Source organism: Mycobacterium sp. PSTR-4-N (assembly GCF_022348085.1).
Lineage (GTDB): Bacteria > Actinomycetota > Actinomycetes > Mycobacteriales > Mycobacteriaceae > Mycobacterium.
Window position 1 is genome coordinate 21,090 of the sequence record NZ_JAKRFN010000016.1, and the last position, 17,705, is coordinate 38,794.

The 17,705-nt window shown below is 69.9% G+C and carries 19 protein-coding genes; 12 read left to right on the forward strand and 7 right to left on the reverse strand.

Going from position 1 to position 17,705, the window contains the following annotated elements; genetic code table 11:
- Positions 1 to 25 precede the first annotated feature (25 nt).
- Positions 26 to 865, forward strand: a complete 840-nt coding sequence (locus tag MHN84_RS19730; protein WP_241206196.1) for a transglutaminase family protein — start codon at positions 26 to 28, stop codon at positions 863 to 865.
- Here MHN84_RS19730 and MHN84_RS19735 read toward each other — a convergent pair.
- Together MHN84_RS19735 and MHN84_RS19740 are read right to left on the reverse strand one after the other, a co-directional pair.
- A complete protein-coding gene (locus MHN84_RS19735; RefSeq protein ID WP_241206197.1) occupies positions 849 to 1,709 on the reverse strand; it encodes a ribonuclease Z in 861 nt (286 codons plus the stop codon). The two genes, MHN84_RS19730 and MHN84_RS19735, sit on opposite strands and share 17 nt — an antisense overlap.
- Before the next feature lie 40 nt (positions 1,710 to 1,749).
- Entirely contained in the window at positions 1,750 to 2,772 is a 1,023-nt protein-coding gene (locus MHN84_RS19740; protein ID WP_241206198.1) for an aldo/keto reductase, read from the reverse strand.
- Between the two features lie 111 nt (positions 2,773 to 2,883).
- Between MHN84_RS19740 and MHN84_RS19745 the strand changes: the two genes are divergently transcribed.
- Positions 2,884 to 3,312, forward strand: coding sequence for a CBS domain-containing protein (locus MHN84_RS19745; protein WP_241206199.1), 429 nt, complete (start codon positions 2,884 to 2,886; stop codon positions 3,310 to 3,312).
- Here MHN84_RS19745 and MHN84_RS19750 read toward each other — a convergent pair.
- Genes MHN84_RS19750 through MHN84_RS19765 form a run of 4 tightly spaced genes read right to left on the reverse strand, consistent with a single transcriptional unit; the run spans position 3,299 to position 7,284 of the window.
- Positions 3,299 to 4,657, reverse strand: coding sequence for an NtaA/DmoA family FMN-dependent monooxygenase (locus MHN84_RS19750; RefSeq protein WP_241206338.1), 1,359 nt, complete (start codon positions 4,655 to 4,657; stop codon positions 3,299 to 3,301). The genes MHN84_RS19745 and MHN84_RS19750 overlap by 14 nt on opposite strands.
- 38 nt (positions 4,658 to 4,695) lie before the next feature.
- Positions 4,696 to 5,598 carry a MetQ/NlpA family ABC transporter substrate-binding protein gene (locus MHN84_RS19755; RefSeq protein WP_241206200.1) on the reverse strand — a complete coding sequence of 301 codons (903 nt, stop codon included), beginning with the start codon at positions 5,596 to 5,598 and terminating at the stop codon, positions 4,696 to 4,698.
- A gap of 10 nt (positions 5,599 to 5,608) precedes the next feature.
- Complete coding sequence (locus MHN84_RS19760; protein WP_241206201.1) at positions 5,609 to 6,292, reverse strand: methionine ABC transporter permease; 684 nt, start codon at positions 6,290 to 6,292, stop codon at positions 5,609 to 5,611.
- The gene (locus MHN84_RS19765) at positions 6,289 to 7,284 is read right to left on the reverse strand and encodes a methionine ABC transporter ATP-binding protein (protein ID WP_241206202.1); all 996 of its coding nucleotides are present in this window, start codon (positions 7,282 to 7,284) and stop codon (positions 6,289 to 6,291) included. The genes MHN84_RS19760 and MHN84_RS19765 overlap by 4 nt, the downstream gene beginning before the upstream one ends.
- A gap of 142 nt (positions 7,285 to 7,426) precedes the next feature.
- Here MHN84_RS19765 and MHN84_RS19770 point away from each other — a divergent pair, with 142 nt between their 5' ends.
- From MHN84_RS19770 to MHN84_RS19815, 10 genes are all read left to right on the forward strand, one after another.
- Positions 7,427 to 8,527: an LLM class flavin-dependent oxidoreductase gene (locus MHN84_RS19770; protein ID WP_241206203.1), complete on the forward strand. Its 1,101-nt coding sequence runs from the start codon at positions 7,427 to 7,429 to the stop codon at positions 8,525 to 8,527.
- A 10-nt stretch (positions 8,528 to 8,537) separates the two neighbouring features.
- Entirely contained in the window at positions 8,538 to 9,143 is a 606-nt protein-coding gene (locus MHN84_RS19775) for a GNAT family N-acetyltransferase (RefSeq protein WP_241206204.1), read from the forward strand.
- A 67-nt stretch (positions 9,144 to 9,210) separates the two neighbouring features.
- Entirely contained in the window at positions 9,211 to 9,555 is a 345-nt protein-coding gene (locus MHN84_RS19780) for an NADH-quinone oxidoreductase subunit A (RefSeq protein ID WP_241206205.1), read from the forward strand.
- Complete coding sequence (locus tag MHN84_RS19785; protein ID WP_241206206.1) at positions 9,546 to 10,592, forward strand: hypothetical protein; 1,047 nt, start codon at positions 9,546 to 9,548, stop codon at positions 10,590 to 10,592. The genes MHN84_RS19780 and MHN84_RS19785 overlap by 10 nt, the downstream gene beginning before the upstream one ends.
- Positions 10,589 to 11,491 (forward strand): complex I subunit 1 family protein, encoded by a 903-nt coding sequence (locus MHN84_RS19790; protein WP_241206207.1) that lies wholly within the window; start codon positions 10,589 to 10,591, stop codon positions 11,489 to 11,491. The genes MHN84_RS19785 and MHN84_RS19790 overlap by 4 nt, the downstream gene beginning before the upstream one ends.
- Before the next feature lie 20 nt (positions 11,492 to 11,511).
- On the forward strand, positions 11,512 to 12,075 hold the full coding sequence (locus MHN84_RS19795; RefSeq protein WP_241206339.1) for an NADH-quinone oxidoreductase subunit J: 564 nt from the start codon (positions 11,512 to 11,514) through the stop codon (positions 12,073 to 12,075).
- A complete protein-coding gene (locus tag MHN84_RS19800) occupies positions 12,072 to 12,374 on the forward strand; it encodes an NADH-quinone oxidoreductase subunit K (protein WP_241206208.1) in 303 nt (100 codons plus the stop codon). The genes MHN84_RS19795 and MHN84_RS19800 overlap by 4 nt, the downstream gene beginning before the upstream one ends.
- A 4-nt stretch (positions 12,375 to 12,378) precedes the next feature.
- Positions 12,379 to 14,169: a proton-conducting transporter membrane subunit gene (locus tag MHN84_RS19805; protein ID WP_241206209.1), complete on the forward strand. Its 1,791-nt coding sequence runs from the start codon at positions 12,379 to 12,381 to the stop codon at positions 14,167 to 14,169.
- A gap of 7 nt (positions 14,170 to 14,176) precedes the next feature.
- Positions 14,177 to 15,667: a NuoM family protein gene (locus tag MHN84_RS19810; RefSeq protein WP_241206340.1), complete on the forward strand. Its 1,491-nt coding sequence runs from the start codon at positions 14,177 to 14,179 to the stop codon at positions 15,665 to 15,667.
- Positions 15,668 to 15,670: 3 nt separating this feature from the next.
- Positions 15,671 to 17,035, forward strand: a complete 1,365-nt coding sequence (locus MHN84_RS19815; protein WP_241206210.1) for an NADH-quinone oxidoreductase subunit N — start codon at positions 15,671 to 15,673, stop codon at positions 17,033 to 17,035.
- 18 nt (positions 17,036 to 17,053) lie between these two features.
- Here the strand turns inward: MHN84_RS19815 and MHN84_RS19820 are convergent, their stop codons facing one another.
- The gene (locus tag MHN84_RS19820; RefSeq protein ID WP_241206211.1) at positions 17,054 to 17,665 is read right to left on the reverse strand and encodes a type II toxin-antitoxin system PemK/MazF family toxin; all 612 of its coding nucleotides are present in this window, start codon (positions 17,663 to 17,665) and stop codon (positions 17,054 to 17,056) included.
- Positions 17,666 to 17,705 lie beyond the last annotated feature (40 nt).

A 17,705-nucleotide genomic window follows, 5' to 3' on the forward strand; every position in this document is an offset into this window, starting at 1 on the left:
AGCAGACCACGAAGAGGAGCAGATAATGTGGCGGATGCGCGTGGTCCACTCGACCGGCTACGCCTACAAGTCCCCGGTCACCGCGTCGTTCAACGAGGCGCGGCTCACGCCGCGCTCGGACTCGCGGCAGAACGTCATCCTCAATCGGGTGGAGACCGTTCCGGCGACCCGGTCCTACCGCTATGTCGACTACTGGGGCACCGCGGTCACCGCGTTCGACCTGCACGCACCGCACACCGAGCTCGAGGTGACCGCGTCGTCGGTGGTGGAGACGGATCGGCCCGAGGCGCCGGCGGAGAAGGTGTCCTGGACCGACCTCGCCGGCGAGGCCGTCATCGACCGCTACGACGAGGTGCTGGCACCCACCCACTACGTGCCGGCCAGCAAGCGCATCGAACGCGTCGGCCGGCGCATCGCCAAGTACCACGACCCCGCCGAAGCGGTGATCGAGGCGGCGCGCTGGGTGCAGGGCGAACTGCAGTACGTGCCGGGGACCACCGGCGTGCACACCTCCGGTGTCGATGCGTTGCGCGAAGGCAAGGGAGTCTGCCAAGACTTCGCGCATCTGACCCTGATGTTGTTGCGCGGCATGGGTATTCCGTCCCGCTATGTGTCCGGTTACCTGCATCCGCAGCGCGAGGCGCAGATCGGCGAGACGATCGACGGGCAGAGCCACGCGTGGATTCAGGCGTGGACCGGGGAATGGTGGCACTACGACCCCACCAACGACACCGAGATCACCGAGCAGTACATCAGCGTCGGTGTGGGCCGTGACTATGCAGACGTCACCCCCCTCAAGGGCATCTACTCGGGCGAGGGATCGACGGATCTGGACGTCATCGTGGAGATCACCCGGCTGGCTTGACGCACACCCCCGGGTGCACCTCCACCCGGTGCAGATCGTCGCCGATCTCGATCTGACGGTCGAACGCCGTCGCCGCCAGCGCCCGCCAGTCGTCCTCCTGGCCGGGCACCAGCGCGGGCACGTAGTGCGTCAGGATCAGGATGCCGACGCCGGCGCGCGCCGCGGTCTCGGCGGCCTGCTGCACCGAGGAGTGGTAGTCGCAGATGTCGCGGATGCGTTGCACCGGCATCGCGTCGATCAGGTCCTTTCGGATCACGGTGTGCACCAATGCGCCTGCCCCAGCGGCCAATTCGTCTAGACCGGTGCACGGCACGGTGTCCCCGGCCAAGACCACCGAGGCGCCGTTGTGCTCGATGCGGAACCCGATGGTCGGCGCGACCGGGCGGTGGTCCGTGGGGCCGACGACGATTCGCACGCCGTCACGGCCCCACACCACCCCACCGGTCACCTCCTCGACCTCCACCGGAGGCGGCGCGGTCAGGTCGGCGTGGTGGGCGATGCGGTAGCCGATGTCGAACTGCAGCGCTTCCAGCGTCTTCTGAACGACCTCGGCGGTCCCGGGCGGGCCGATGATCGGAAGCGGCGTCAGGTCGGGCGCGAAGTTGCCCACCCAACGGCTGATCAGGACGTCGCCCAGATCGGTGATGTGGTCGCTGTGCAGGTGGGTCAGCAGCAGCGCGGTCAGGTTGTTCGCGTTGACCCCGATCGCCGCGGCGCGCTGCAGAACACCGCGGCCGCAATCGACGAGGAACGTCTGCCCGCCCGCGCGGACGAGTGTCGACGGCCCCGCGCGGCGAGGGTCGGGGATGGGGCTGCCGGTGCCGAGCAGGGTCACTTCGATCATGGAGCAGGTATACCGCCAGGACAGCGTCGGCGCGGCGCAATCACAGCTCGGTCGTGTTCTCGTCGCTGCTCGACCGCACCGCCGCAGTGTCGGCGTAACGACCGCCGGTCACGGCGTCGCCTGCGCGCCCGAGTGCGCTGACCTGTTCGGCCGTCAGCGCCACCGTCAGGGACCCCAGGTTCTCGTCGATGCGGGCCGCCCGCCGGGTCCCGGGGATCGGCACGCCGGCCACGCCGAGTTCCTCCGCCCGGTGGCGGAGCCACGCGAGCGCCACCTGGGCTGCGGTGGCGCCGACGTCGCCGGCGACCTCTCCGATGGCGTCCACCACGCGCTGATTCGCCTCCAGCGCACCGTCGGCGAACCGCGGCATCGTGCGGCGGAAGTCGGTAGCGGAGATGTCGGCGGCGGAACGCACCGTGCCGGTCAGGAACCCTCGGCCCAGCGGGGAGAACGGCACGATGCCGACGCCCAGTTCGGCGGCCACGGGTGCGATCTGGGCCTCGATGTCGCGAGTCCAGATCGACCATTCGCTCTGCAGGGCGGCGATCGGATGCACGGCGTGGGCGGCCCGGAGCTCGTCTGCCGAGACCTCGGAGAGCCCGAGGTGGCGGACCTTGCCTGCGCGCACCAACTCGGCCATGGCGCCCACCGTCTCCGCGATCGGCACCGCGGGGTCGCGCCGGTGCAGGTAGTACAGGTCCACGACGTCGGTCTGCAGGCGCTGCAGGCTCTCGTCGATGCACTGCCGCACGTAGGACGCGTCGCCGCGCACGGTGACGCGGCCCCGGGTGCCCGCCGGGTTGGCGACGATGCCGAACTTGGTGGCCAACGTGACGTCGTCACGGCGGTCCGCGAGCAGACGCGCGATGAGACGCTCGTTGTCGCCTGACCCGTAGACGTTGGCGGTGTCGATGAACGTGACCCCGACGTCGACCGCGTGATGCAGCGTGGCCAGCGACTCGGCGTCGTCGACCGCGCCGCCGTACACCGGCGTCAGCGCCATCCCGCCGAACCCCAGAGCGCTGACGGTCAGATGGTCGCCCAGGGTGATCGAGTGTGTCATGCGGTCCTCCCGATGGTCGTCGTCTTCGAAGGGGCAACCGATCCGGCGCGGCATTCTGTTCCGGCGCTCGCTGGGAGTACCCTGAGTGAGCTACATCACAAGGAGGTGGCGATGCGTATCTCCGACGTTCTGCGCGTCAAAGGCGCCGCGGTCGCGACCATCACTCCCGACACGTCGGTGGCGGGGCTGCTCACGGAGTTGGCGGTGCACAACATCGGCGCAATGGTGGTGGTGTCCGAGGAGGGGTTGCAGGGCATCGTCTCGGAGCGCGACGTGGTGCGCGGTTTGCACGAGATCGGTGCCGAGCTGCTGCGCCGCCCCGTCGCCGACATCATGACGACCGTGGTCGCGACGTGCGGACCCGATGATTCGGTGGACAGCCTGAGCGCGTTGATGACCACCAACCGGGTGCGACACGTGCCCGTCGTCGTCGATGGCCGGCTGCGCGGCATCGTCAGCATCGGGGACGTGGTGAAGACCCGCATGGAGGAGCTCGAGCGCGAGCAACAGCGGTTGCAGGACTACATCACCCAGGGATGACGGGGTCCAGCAGCGAGTTGTCGGCGAAGGCACCCCGGTAGGCAGCAGCAGGGTGGCTGTCGGGAAGCCGGTCACCGCGGCCGAACAACTTGTGCCGCAGCGTCCCCGACTTGTCGGTGGCGATCAGTCCGCGCTCCCGCAGGGTCGGGAACAGGCGGTCCGCTGTCTCCTGGAACGAGCCCGGCACCGTCGCGTGGTACACGTTGATGCCGTCGACCCCTGCTTCCCGCCATTGTTCGAGCTGATCGGCGATCTCGTCGGCGGTGCCGACGACCCGATTGGCCCCTTCGAGCACCCAAGCCAGGTCACGGATCGTCGGCTCCACATTGCCCGACGCTTCAGCGGCCCATCGAGCGAAACCCTGCACTCCGGTGAACTCGCCGAGCTGGCTGATGGGCGTGTCGAGTGGGAGATGGCCTGCGTCCACACCCGCGTCGCCGAGGGCATGCAGCGCAACGCCTTCCAGGTCGAGATGGCGTTTGATCTCGTCGTGGCGCCTCACCGCGTCGCGGTGAGTGTCACCGACGACGAACGACAGGCCCTGCGCGAACGCGATGTCGCCCGGATCCCGGCCGTGGTCGGCTGCCAGCGCCCGAGTTTCGTTGGTCAGCGCATGGGCGGCCGCCGGGTCCGGGCTGCTGATGTAGACACCCTCGGCGTTACGGGCCGAAAACAGCTGGCCTGCAGGCGACGCGCCGGCCTGGAACAGCACCGGCGTGCGCTGCGGCGACGGCGACGAGAAATGGGGCCCCTCGACCGAGTATCGCTTGCCGACGTGATGGATACGGTGGATGCCGGCCGGATCGGAGTGCACCCCGCGCTCCTTGTCCTGGACGAGCGCGTCCTCGTCCCACGACCCCTCCCACAGCTTGTAGGCGACGTCGACGTATTCGTAGGCCCAGTCGTAGCGATCGTCGTGACCCAGGGTGCCGTCGTAGCCGAAACTGCGGAACATGTTGGCATTGAAGCTCGTCACGACGTTCCAGCCGAGCCGCCCGTCGGTGTAGTGGTCCAGCGATGACATCTTGCGAGCGAAGTTGAACGGGTGGTCCTGCACGATCGAACTGGTGAACACGATGCCCAGGTTCTCGGTGACCACCGCCAGCGCCGACGCCAGCGACGACGGGTCGTTGACCGGAACCTGGATACCGCCCTCGACAGCCTTGCGCCAGTTGCCGTTCCACGGTGCGCGCAGCCCGAACACGTCGGCGAAGAACAGCAGATCGTAGCCGGCCTTCTCGACGCTCGAGGCCAGCGACGTCCAGTGCCGTAGCTTGTTGAACTCGTGGTTGCGAGCCTCGGGCGCCCGCCACAGCCCGTGCAGCACATGGGAGGCGGTGTTCATCACGAACGCCGAGTAGAACAGGGGCCGCTTGGCGCCGGTCACGAGATCGGGCCCAACGTGTCGCGGATCAGCGTGTTGTCGGTGGTCTGCAGGAACTGTGCGATGCGGGGGTCCTTGAAGGTGTCGATCAGCTTGACCACGTTGGGGTCGTCGATGTGCTTGTCGCTCACCACCAGGCCGCCCTCGCTGCCTTTCGGCGCGGGTTCGCGGGCGAGGATCTGCTGTTCCGTCAGGCCGGCGGCGTAGACGTCGGAGATGTGGACCACGATGGCGTCGACGTCGGCGAGGCTACGCGCCAGCTGGCCGATGGGAACCTGCACGAACTGGTAGTTCTTCGGGTTGGAGGCGATGTCGCCGAGCTGGGGCAGACCGGCGAGCGTGTCCTTACCGGGCTTGAGCGTGATCTGTTTGTCGTGCGCGAGGTCCAGCAATGCGATGGCCTGTCCGGCGGGATCGTCGCGCAGCGCGATCTTGGCGCCCTGGGGCACCTGGTCCCAGTTGCGGTATTTGTCCGAGTAGGTGGCCTGGTCCCAGGTGAACGTCGGCGCGGCCAGGGTCAGCTGAAAACCGTTGGCGGCGATGGCATCGTTGAGAAAAGGTTGATGCTCGAAGAAGTTGCCTGCGACGGTTCCGGCGTCGACGGCGCGATTGATCTCGATGAGGTTGTCGATCTTGATGGGCTCGATGGTGATCCCGTGGTCGGGCGCGATGTCGGACGCGATGTAGCTCAGCAGGTTCTCGGCGGCGATGTCGGTGCTCCACGTCGCCACCGGCAACGTCGTGCCGAACGGCTTGTCCTTGGTGGAGAACTGCGCATAGGAGATTCCCCCGGCGACGGCGAGCACGACGACAGCGGCGGCCGCGATCCACGGCCAGCGCTTCTTCTTCTTGATGTCGATGTCGAGCCCCGCGCTCGAAGGCGAACTGATCTGGTCGGTCATGGGTGTCCTTTCACCGGGTGAGGGCTTTGACCACACGGTCGCCGACGAATTGGACGACGGCGATGGTGATGATCAACGAGATGGCGGTCGCGATCATGATGTTGTCGTCGAATCGGTTGTAGCCGTAGGTGATCGCGAGGTTGCCGATTCCGCCGGCACCGATCGAACCGGCGATCGCGGAGTAGTCGATCATCGCGATCGTGTTGACGGTGAGTGCTCCGGCGATGGCCGGAAGTGCCTCGGAGAGCTGCACGGTGCGGATCACCTGAAGTGTGGACCCGCCGGAGACCTGCCCCATGTCGGTGACGTCGGAGCGGACTTCCCTCAGCGCGTTCTGTACCAGTCGCGCGAAGAACGGAACCCCGGCCACGGTCATCGGCACGACGGCCGCCGGGATGCCGATGGTGGTGCCGACGAGGAACCGTGTCACCGGGATGATCGCCGCCATCAGGATCAGGAAGGGCAGTGAGCGGCCGATGTTGACGATCGTGTTGAGCACGACGAAAACCCGGGGGTCCGGGTACAAACCCAGCCCCGAGGTGTTGTGCAGGATCACTCCGACCGGGATGCCGATCAGCACGACGAGTGCCATCGTGATGCCGACCATCAGCCACGTCTCCCCGTAAGCGGGCAACAGCAGCCCGGGTACCTTGTGCCAGGGCGTGCTGAAGTCTTCTTGGGCCAGCAGTGTCACGCCGCGATCTCCGCGGACCGGCGTGCGCTGACGTGCAGTCCGAGGTCGGTGAGATACCGGGCGAAACCCGTTGGCGCAGAGGGTGAGAGTGCCAGAACGGCGCGGCCGACGGCGATTCCGCGGATCGCCTCCACGCTGGCGCTGAGGACGCTGACCCGGGTGCCCGACAGGCCGGGGGCGTGCTGTATCGAGGTCAGCCAGTCCAGCGGTACGTCACGCGAGGCGTAGGACACCTCCCACACCTCACCGTCGTCGCGCAGCGGCACTCTCGGCCGGTCAGGAAGGAGTTCGTGCGCCAGTGACGACTCAGGATCCAAGATGATGTCCTCGACGGATCCGCACTCGATGATGCGTCCGTCGGCGATCCTGGCCACCGAGTCCGCGATGTCGCGGACCACCTCCATCTCGTGGGTGATCAGGATGATCGACAGGCCGTAGTCGTCACGAAGGTGGCTGAGCAGATCGAGTATCGACGTGGTCGTGGCCGGATCGAGTCCCGAGGTGGCCTCGTCGGAGAGCACCAGCGACGGTCCGAGTGCGAGGGCGCGGGCGATGCCGACCCGCTGCTTCTGACCGCCGGAGAGCTGTGCGGGGTAGGAAGCGCCGCGGTCGGACAGGCCGACCCGGTCGAGCAGTTCACCGACGCGTCGATCGACGGATTCGTTTGTTGCACCGAGGTATTCGAGGGGCAGCGCCACGTTCTGGGCAACGGTGCGGCGCCGCAGCAGCGGTGCGGACTGGAAGATGACCCCGATCTTGCGGCGCGCCGCCACCAACTGGTCGGGGGACAGGGTGGTGAAGTCCTTCCCGTCCACGCGGACGGTGCCGCTGGTGGGCCGTTCGAGGAAGCTGATGCAGCGACTCAAGGTGCTCTTGCCGGCGCCGCTGGGCCCGACCACCGCCAGGATCTCGCCATCGGCTACCGACAGGCTGACGTCGTCGAGCACGGCGCGCTCACCGAACCGCTTCGTCAGTTTCTCGATTTCGATCACGTCGGGAGAACCTACGCATACCGTCAGGCTGTCGACAGCATAGAGATCGCTGTGATCGTAACTAGCGCAGCATGATTGGGATCTTGCGATCACCGTGGGCGAAACTCTTGACCGTCGGGCGGGTGCCAGTGAGGCTCGCAAGATGGCTGTCCGTCCGACGCTGCACTGGTACCTACCCACCCACGGCGACACCGCCACGATCGCGGACAATCAGGCCGCCACTGGTTCGCGGGTGCCCTCGTTCCTGGAGCCGTCGCTGGAGAATTTGACCGTTCTGGCCCGCACCGCAGAGGATCTCGGCTTCGAGGCGGCGCTGACCCCGACCGGGTCGTACTGCGAAGACTCCTGGTTGGCCACCGCGGCGCTGGCCCAGCACACCCGGGCGCTGAAGTTCCTCGTCGCTTTCCGGCCCGGGGTGCTCTCCCCGACACTGGCGGCCCAGCAGGTCAGCACGTATCAGCGGTTCACCGGAAACCGGTTGGCGCTCAACGTCGTCACCGGAGGCGACGATGCCGAGATGCGCCGGTTCGGTGACGATCTCGACAAGACGGCCCGGTACCGGCGCACCAGCGAGTTCCTGACGATCGTGCGCGGCATCCTGTCCCACGACGAATTCTCCTTCGATGGCGAGTTCTACACCGTCGAGCGGGCAAAGACCGCCTACCCGCTCACCACGCGCCCGACGGTCTATTTCGGCGGCTCGTCGCCCGAGGCCATCGCGGTGGCCGCCGAACACGCCGACGTCTATCTCACCTGGGGCGAGACACCCGACCAGGTCGCCGAGAAGTTCGAGCGGGTGCGCGCGGCGGCCGCCGAGCACGGCCGCGCCCTGCGCTTCGGCGTGCGGCTGCACACCGTGGCCCGACCCACCACCGCGCAGGCGTGGGAGCGGGCCGAGGAACTTCTTGCCGACCTGACCCCGGAGCAGGTCAGGCGGGCTCACGCCCGCTACTCCGCGAGCGTGTCCGAGGGGCAGCGGCGGATGGCGGCGCTGACGGACGGGGTGCTGCGCGACGCCCGCAGCCTCGAGATCGCGCCGGGTTTGTGGGCGGGTCCGAGCCTGGTGCGCGACGGCGCTGGCACCGCCGCGGTCGGCAGCTACGCCGACGTGGCCGGCGTGCTCGGTCGGTACGCCGACGTGGGCGCCTCGGAGTTCATCCTGTCCGGCTACCCGCAGATCGAGGAGATCCGCCACGTGGGTGGCGGGGTGATACCGCTTCTGCAGATCGGCACGGCCGCGTAGGGTTTTTCCGATGAGCATCGACGTCTCAGCTGCTCGCCGGTCGGATGTCAAGGCTCTGTCGCGGGTGCTCGGGCGGGCGTTCTTCGACGACCCGGTGATGCAGTGGATGGTGCCCGACGATGCGCGTCGCGCCACCGCGCTGCCCCGCATCTTCGCGGCGATGACCCGGCATCACTTTCTCGCCGGCGACGCTGTCGAGCTGGCCCACCGTAGGGGCGATCTCGGCGCTGCGGCCCTCTGGGATCCGCCGGGGCGGTGGAAGACCACCACCCGCGAGGATCTGGCGATGATGCCGACATTCCTGCTGGCGATGCGCGGCGAGGCCAAGCGCGGCATGGAGGTCTCGGAGCTGATGAAACACCACCATCCCGAGGAGCCCCACTGGTATCTCGCGGTCATCGGCAGCGACCCCGACGTGCGCGGCGCCGGATTCGGCAACGCTCTGATGCGCTCGCGGCTGGACCGCTGCGACGCCGAGGGCGCGCCGGCGTACCTGGAGTCCACCAAGGAGTCGAACGTGCCGTACTACCTGCGGTTCGGCTTCGAGGTGACGGGCGAACTCGTCGTGCCGGGCGGCGGACCGACGATGTGGCAGATGTGGCGGGCGCCCCGCTGACCGTTTAACCGGCGGCGCCGGGGGAAGTTATGGACACGCCGCGGAACGCCCGAGAGGAGCCGAGCACGTGTACACCGGCATCGCCTCGATGCTCGTCGTGTGCCTGATCGGGGCGGCGGGCGCCTATCTGCTGCACCGGGTGACCGCGGTGGCCGCCGATCCGCTGGTGTCGCTGCCGTTCCAGTCGGGCTGGCGTCCCGAGGAGCATGCGCTGTCGCGGTATCACGTGCGTTGGTACGCCGCGACGCTGGTGTTCCTCGCTTTCGACGTCGAGATGTTGTTCATGTACCCGTGGGCGGTGGTGGTGGTCGAGAAGGGGGTCGGCGCGATCGTCGAGATGTTCGCGTTCCTGGGCGCTCTGTTCGTGGCGGTCGTCTGGGCGTGGCGTGAGGGTGCGCTGCGATGGTCCTGAGCGCGCCGCTGGCGCGGCTCGCGATCCGCCGGACCCATGTGTTGGCGGTGGAGATCCCGGGCCACTGGTCCACCCGTGTCGCGGTGCAGCGCCGCGTGCGCGGTCGGGGGTGGACGACGGCGACGTCTGCGGCCGACGCCGACGTGCTCGCGGTGTGCGGAAGCCCCGGGCCGGAGTTCGCGGCGGTGCTCGACCGGGTGTGGGACCAGCTTCCTGGCCCGCGGGTGCGCATCGACATCGCCGACGCGGGTTCGGTCGACGACGCGCTGGATCGCGCCGCGGCGGGGTTGCTCGATGACGCCGCTCAGGTCGCCGACGCGCGGAACCGGCCGTCACGACCCGACACCGACACCGACACCGGTGACGGCGACATGGCGCCGTCGGGCATCCCCCTGGCCGAGGGCGCCGACGACCGCGACGGCCTCGAGATGGATGTGCTGCATCTGCCGCTGGGGCCGGTGCTGCCGCACTGGCCCGCGGGTGTGGTGCTGCGCTGCGTCCTGAGCGGCGATGTGGTGACCGACGTCGACGTCGACGTGCTCGACGGCGAAAACCATTGCCGGGCAGACACTCTCGGCGCCGCTCGGCTGTGCGATCACCTGCTCGACCTGTTCGCGCTGGCCGGGTGGCGCCGCGGGGCGGTGACGGCGCGCCGCTGCCGTGACCTGTTGCTCGACGACCCGCACGACCGCCGTGCCGCCGGCCTGCTCGATCGGCTGCAGCGCGACGTGCGTCGGTCGAGGCTGCTGCGGTGGTCCCTGCGCGGCCTCGCCCCGTTGAGCGCCGACCACGTCGCCGGCGCTCGCCTGCCCTCGCTCCTGGCTGGTGACTCCTGGGACCGGCTGCTCACCCGCCTGCGGGTCACGGCGGAGATGACGACGAACGCGTCCGACGCCGATCCGCTCGTCGTCGACTCGACGGTGGCGGCCGACGCCCTGCCCGGCATCGTGACGGGGCTCGACGTCGCTGCGGTACGCCTCGTGATCGCCGGCCTGGGTGTCGACGCAGCCTCACCCGACCGGGCGGAGACGGCATGAGCGCACCGTCGACGGTGGTGTCCGGGGCGTGGGCGCCGGTGGCCGCCCTGGCGCTCGGGGGTCTCGCGTACTACGCGGCGGCCCTCGACGGGGCGCGGGTCGCCGCCCCGATGCTGGAGACGGCGCGGCTGATGCGGCAGCGGCGGCGCGTCACGGTGGAGGCCGACCGGCCCCTGTGGCGCCTCGGCGGCGCGGGTCTGCTCGTCGCCGCGCTGTCGATGATCACCGTCGTGCCCCTCGGGCAGTGGGTGCTCTTCGATCTCGACGTCGGGATCGTCTGGTTCAACGCGATGGACGTGACGGTGTGGGCGCTGGTGTGGCTCGCCGGCTGGGGACCCAATTCCGCGCACTCGCTGGTCGGAGGGTACCGATTCCTCGCGCAGGCGCTCGGATACGAACTGCCGCTGATGTTCGCCCTGGTGGCGCCCGCGATCGCCGCGCAGAGCCTGCACCTGGGCACCGTCGCGGCAGCTCAGCAGGATCTCTGGTTCGTGGTGTGGATGCCGGTCGCCTTCGTCGTGTACTGCCTCGGCGTCGCCGGGTTCGCAGTATGGGGACCCGCCTCGGCGGCGGTGGGGCTGGACATCGCCGGCGGCGCCGCGGCCGAACTGTCCGGCGTGGACCGGCTGCTGTTCGAGCTCGGCCGGTACGCGTTGCTGGCCGCCGGCGCCGCGGTCGCGGTACCGCTGTTCCTCGGCGGCGGCGCCGGGCCGGTGCTGCCGGGCTGGCTGTGGGTGCCGGTCAAGGCGGTCGCGGTGCTGACGGTGCTGGTCTGGCTACGCCGCCGGCTCCCGGTGCTGCGGCCGGACAAGTTCATGGAAGTGGGATGGCTGGTGCTGCTGCCGCTGGCGCTGGTTCAGGACCTCGTCGTCGCCGTCGTCGCCGTTTGGAGGAGCTGATCACCATCATGGTCACCGGCTTGCTGACCGACACTGTGTTCTGGGCCTGCGCGGGCGTGGCCGTCATCGCCGGCATCGCGGTGTTCACCGTCGACTCGATGGCGAGAGCCACCTACGCGCTGGCCGCGTCTTTCATCGCCGTCGGCGTCGTGGTGCTGCTGCTGCAGCAGAGCTACGTCGGCGTCGTCGTCATCCTGATGATGGTGATGGAGATGGCGGTGATGGCCGTCTACATGGTCATGTTCATGGGGATGAACCCGGCGCTGATGCCGATGAGCATGGTGCACGGCAAACGGATGTCGCTGGGTATCTCGGCGGGTGTGTTCCTGCTGCTGGCCGCCGGCATCCTGGCGGTCGACTGGCCGTCCCGCCGCCAGGCGCCGCCCCCCGATGTCACCGCGGCGCTCGGCGACGCGCTGATGGGCCCGAAGATGCTGGTGATGATCGTGATCAGCCCGGTGATGGTGGCCACGATCGTGGGCGGCGTGGTACTGGCCGCCCATCGCGGCCGCTACGACCGCTTCGGCGATGACCTCGGGACGCGGCCGCCGCAGGATCCGCAACCGGGCGGGGTGGGGCGATGACGCTGCAGACCCTGCTGCTGGTGGCCGCCGCGGTGTTCTGCGTCGGCCTCTACGGCGCGTTGTCCCAGCAAGTCGTGGTCATGGTCATGATGGGCCTGGAGTTGATGATCAACGCGGTGATCCTGGCCGCCGCGGGCATCTGGTGGTTCGTGGCCCCGGCGCCGACCGGTCAGGTGCTGCTGATGGTGATCATCGCCGCGATGACCGTCGAGATGGCGATGGGGTTCGCCGTCGCGACGCTGCTGCACCGTCGCCGCCAGGCGGACATGACCGACATGGCCACGGATCTGTCCGGGTAGCTCCGTGTTCTTTCTCCCCGAGTCGTCGCTGTGGGCGCTGGTGTGCCTGCCCGCGGCAGCCGGTGCTGCGCTGGTGCTGGGCCGGCCGCGCCGGCGCAGCGCGGCGGCGGTGTCGATCGTCGTGTCGGTGCTGGTGGTCGCCCTGTCGGTCGCGGTCGCGTCGACGCGGCCGCGGGTCGGCGTGGCGTTCATGGCCGGCACGCAGTTCGGAATGGGCGTCGACGGGTTGTCGGCCGCGCTGGTGCCCGCGGTCGCGGTGGTCACCGCGCTGGTGCTGCTGTTCGCGGTCGGCGACCGCGCGGTGGCCGGCGCCCGGTTCCACGGGTACATGCTGCTGTTCGCCGCCGCGGCGATGCTGACCGCCACCGCCACCACCCTGCCGACGCTGCTGTTGGCGTGGGAGGTCATGGGTGCACTGTCCTACGCCCTGATCGGTTACCGGTGGCAGGACGCCCACCGAATCTCCGCGGGACTGACCGCATTCCTCACCACCCGCTGCGCCGATCTCGGGCTCTACCTCGCGGCGGGCGCCGCGCTGGCCGGGGGAGCCGGGCTGGCGCTCGAGGACCTGCGCGACGCGTCGCCGGGATGGCGACACGTGATCGCCGCGGGCCTGCTGGTCGCTGCACTCGGCAAAGCGGCGCAGTTGCCCTTCTCCTTCTGGCTGGCCCGGGCGATGGAGGGCCCCAGCCCGGTGAGTGCCCTGCTCCACTCGGCGGCGATGGTGGCCATGGGCGGCTATCTGCTGCTGCGCGTGTCGCCGTTGCTGGCCGCCACCGGGTGGGCGGCGCCGGCTGCCGTGTGGCTCGGTGCGCTCACCGCGATCGCGCTCGGGCTGGTCGCGATCGCGCAGCGCGATCTCAAGCAGTTGCTGGCCGCGTCGACGTCGGCGCAGCTGGGGTTCGTGGTGATGGCTGCGGGGCTGGCCGCGACCGGTGGCGGGGCGGCCCAACTCATCGCGCACGCGTTCACCAAGGCCGGTCTGTTCCTCGCCGCCGGGGCGTGGCTGGCGCTGCTGGGCAGCAAGAAGCTCGACGATCTCCAGGGGGCCGCGCGGCGCTGGCCGGTCGTCGGCGTCACCGCGACGGTGTCGGCGCTGGCGCTGGCCGGTGTCGCTCCGCTGTCGCTGTGGGCGACCAAGGACGCGGTGCTCGCCGTCGCCCTGGACCGTTCGGTGTGGTGGTACGCGGCCGGCCTGCTCGCCACCGCGCTGTCGGCGGCCTACGCGGGCAAGATCCTGCTCGTCGTCTGGCGGCCCGTCCCCGGCGGAGACGCCGTCGACGCGACGCCCGGTGCCGGCGAACAGATCTCGCTGGTGGTGCTGGCGCTCGGCGCGGCGGCCGCCGGCGTGCTCACCGTGCCGCCCTGGGGCATCGCCGAGAGCGCTCCCGTGACCGAGCTGGTCGGATCGGCGGTGCTCGCCGCCGTCGTGGTGCTCGCGGTGCTGCGCTGGGGTGTGCCCGAGCCGCGGTGGGCGCGCTCCTGGCTCGGGCTCGAGGCGGCCGCCCACCGGGTCGTCGTGCGGCCGGTGCTGCGGCTGGCCGACGCGCTCGCCCGGTTCGACGACCGGGTGCTCGACCGAGCCGTCGAGACGACGGCGACGGCAACAGTGACCGTGGCCCGGGGCGCCGACCGCGCCGACCACCGTGGCGTCGACGGCGCGGTCGAGGCGTCGGCAGCGCTGATCCGCCGGTCGGGACAGCTCGCGCGCCGCCCGCAGACCGGGCAGCTGCACCAGTACTACATGGCCGCCGCCGTCCTCGTCGTCGTCGCCGTCCTTCTCCTTCTCACGTGAGGTGACTGTGCTCAGCCTGATCGTCTTCCTGCCGCTGGCCGCAGCGCTGATGCTGCTCGCGGTACCGCGCCTCGGCGATGCCGCGGTGCGATGGCTGTGGGTGGGAACCGCCGCCGTCGATCTGGCGCTGGTCGCGGCGGTGTGGCTGCGTTACGAGACCCCGCCGCCGAACACGCTGGCCTTCGACGAACAGGTGGCGTGGATTCCCGGTGTGGACAGCAGCTACCACGTCGGTGTCGACGGCCTGTCGCTGCCGCTGGTCGCGCTCACGTCGGTGATCTTCCTGGCGTGCGCGGTCCACAGCCTGCGCGACACCGACCGCCCCCGGACACAGGCCGCCCTCTTCCTGTTCCTGCAGACCGTGAGCCTCGGGCTCTTCGTCGCCGCGGATCTGATCCTGTTCTTCGTGTTCTTCGACCTGTCCATCGTCGCGATGTACTTCGTGATCGCAGGCTGGGGCCACGGCGATGCGGGCCGGTCGGCGCTGAAGTTCTTCCTCTACACCTTCCTCGGGTCACTGGCGTTGCTGACCGGCTTCATCGGCCTCTTCGTCGCTGCCGAACCGCACACCTTCGACATGCTCGCGTTGGCCGCCGCGGCGCCGCTGGACGGCCGTCCGTCGGCCGGCGCGCTGGTGCTGGCCGCGGTGCTCATCGGGCTGCTGATCAAGACCCCCGCGTTCCCGTTCCACACCTGGCTGCCGCCCGCGCACACCGATGCTCCCGCGATCGGCTCCGCGGTGCTGGCCGGCGTGCTGCTGAAGATGGGCACCTACGGTTTCGTGCGCATCGCGATGCCGATGTTGCCGCAGGCGTGGCGGGACTGGGCATGGGTGATCGTCGCGGTCGGCATCGTCTCGGTCCTGTACGGCGCGCTGGTGGCGCTCGCCCAGGAGAACCTCAAGCGGATGATCGCCTACACCTCGGTCAACCACATGGGCTATGTGGTGCTCGCGGTCGGCGCCGCGGGGGTGGCGGCCACCGGCACCGCCGACGCCCGCGACATCGCCGTCACCGGTGCGGTCACCCAGATGGTCAGTCACGGGCTCATCACCGGTGCGCTGTTCCTGCTGGCCGGGGTGTTCCACGCCCGTACCGGCAGCTACCGGATGGCCGACTACGGCGGCCTGGCCGGTCCCGCCCCGAAGCTCGCGGCGTTGTTCGCGGTGGGCGCGTTCGCGTCGTTGGGGTTGCCCGGGTTCTCCGGCTTCATCGCCGAATTCCAGATCTTCGCCGGCAGCATCGCGACCGCGCCCGTCACCGCCGTCGCCCTGCCCGGAATCCTGATCACCGCCGCGCTGTTCCTGCGGGCGCTCCAGCGGATGTTCACCGGCCCGGCCACGGGCCTCTCGGATGGCTTCACCGACCTGGCGCGCGTCGAATTCTGGCCGCCGGCAACGTTGTTGGGGCTGGCGGTCGTGATCGGTCTGCTGCCCGGGGCGCTGCTCGACATCATCGAGCCCGCCGCGAGCACGCTCGTCACCCTGGTCGGGCGGTAACCGGTGCTGCCCGAACTGCTGATCTTCGGTGCGGGGCTGCTGGTGCTGCTGAGCGGATCGTTCTCGAGCAGGGAACGCCAGCGATGGGGCCGAGCGCTGGCGGCGGCGGCGCTGATCGCTGCGGCGGCCGTCGCCGCCGTGCACTGGGCCGGCCCCGGCGGCAGCGCCTTCGACGGCACGTTCGTCTCGGATACCGCGACCGGGGTGGTGCGCGTCGTCGCCGCGCTCGGCACGCTGCTGGCGCTCGTCGTGGCGGGTGACGAACTCGCCGGCTCGGCGCGCGAGTGCGAGACGTATGCGTTGCTGCTGTTCGCCACCGCGGGGGTGCTCGTGCTGGCCGGCGCCCACGACCTGATGGTGCTCGCCGTCGGCTACCTGCTGGCCAGCATCCCGCTGTATGCGCTCATCGGCCTGGCGGGCAGTGCGCGCAGCGCCGAGGCGGCGATGAAGGCCTACCTGCTGGGCGCGCTGTTCGGAATCCTGATGCTGCTCGGTGTCACGCTGCTCTACGGCGCCGCAGGCACCACGCTGTATCCGGAGGTGGCAGACCGCCTGGCGGGCGCGCCCGTCGGTCTCGTCGCCGCCGGCGCGGTCGGCGTGTTGGGCGGGTTGCTGTTCAAGGCCGGTGCCGTGCCCGGCCACTTCTGGGTGCCCGACGCCGCCCAGGGCTCGACCGGCACCGCCGCGCTGTTCCTCACCACCGTGCCGAAGGTGGGGGCGGTCGTCGCGATCTACCGGCTGGTTCACATCCTGCCGGGCACCGTCGCCTGGCCGCTGCTGATCGCGGTCCTGGCGGTGGCGAGCATGACGCTGGGCAATCTCGCCGCGATGTGGCAAACCGATCCGCGGCGGCTGCTGGGTTGGTCGACCGTCAGCCAGGTCGGCTACCTGCTGGTACCGGTCGCGGTCGCCGGGCGCGCCGCGCTGGCCGAGCCCGCACTGCTCTTCTACCTGGCCGCCTACACGCTGACCAACAGTGCGGCGTTCGCGGTGTCGACCGCGTTGCCGCAGGCCCGCGAACTCGCGTCCTACCGGGGATTGCTGCGCGCGCGGCCCTGGCTCGCGCTCGCGTTGATCGTGGCGCTGCTCGGGCTCGTCGGCACCCCGCCGACGGCGGTGTTCGTCGGCAAGCTGACCACCACGGCCGCGGCGTGGCAGGCAGGGGCGGCATGGCTGGCGGTGGTCGTGTTCGTCAACACGCTGATCAGCCTGTTCTACTACCTGCGCTGGATCGTCCCTGCGGTGCAGCGAACCGGCGGAGCGTTCCCAGCCGGACGCTGGTCGGCGGGTGCGGCGGTGGTGGCCGCCGGACTGAGCCTGGCCCTGGGCGTGGCCGCCGGCCTGGCGTGGCCCGCGCTCTCGGGGTGACGCAGGCCCAGCGCAGGCCTAGGACCAGCTGTACTCGGCGCGCAGTCGGGTGGCCACCGCCTCGAACGTCGTGCGGTCCAGGATCGCGCCCTCGCGCCGGATGCCCTCCTCGGGCACATCGACCACCCGGTCCAACCGCACCCAGCTGGCCCGGCCCTCGTAGTCCCAGGACCCGGACCCGATGCCGACCCAGTTCGGATCGCCGCGGTGGTGATCCTGGCTGGACAGCATCAGGCCGAGCAGAGTGTCGCGGTCCCGGCCCACTACCAGCACCGGACGGTCCTTGCCGCGGGTCGGGTCGTCCTCGTAGACCACCCAGGTCCACACGATCTCGCCCGGATCGGCACGGCCGTCCAGGTCGGGGGCGTAGACGACTCGGCGGGCGCGATGCGCGGTCGGGACGAAGGTGTTCGAGACCGGGCGGCCCGCGGGGAGCGCCGGGACCGGCTGAGTCTGGGTGCCGGCGATGACCTCCATGCCCAGCCGCAAGCCCTGCGCAAGCCCGTACTGGATGCCCTGTTGGATCCCACGCTGTAGCGAATCCGACCGCTGGATGTGCCGCACCAGCTTGGGAGCTTCGGAGAACACCAGCCTCTGGAAAGTCTTGAAGGGCGAGGACGATGACGCCATAACACCCCACTGTAGGCGCTCGCCGCAGCGCTCGATTGTG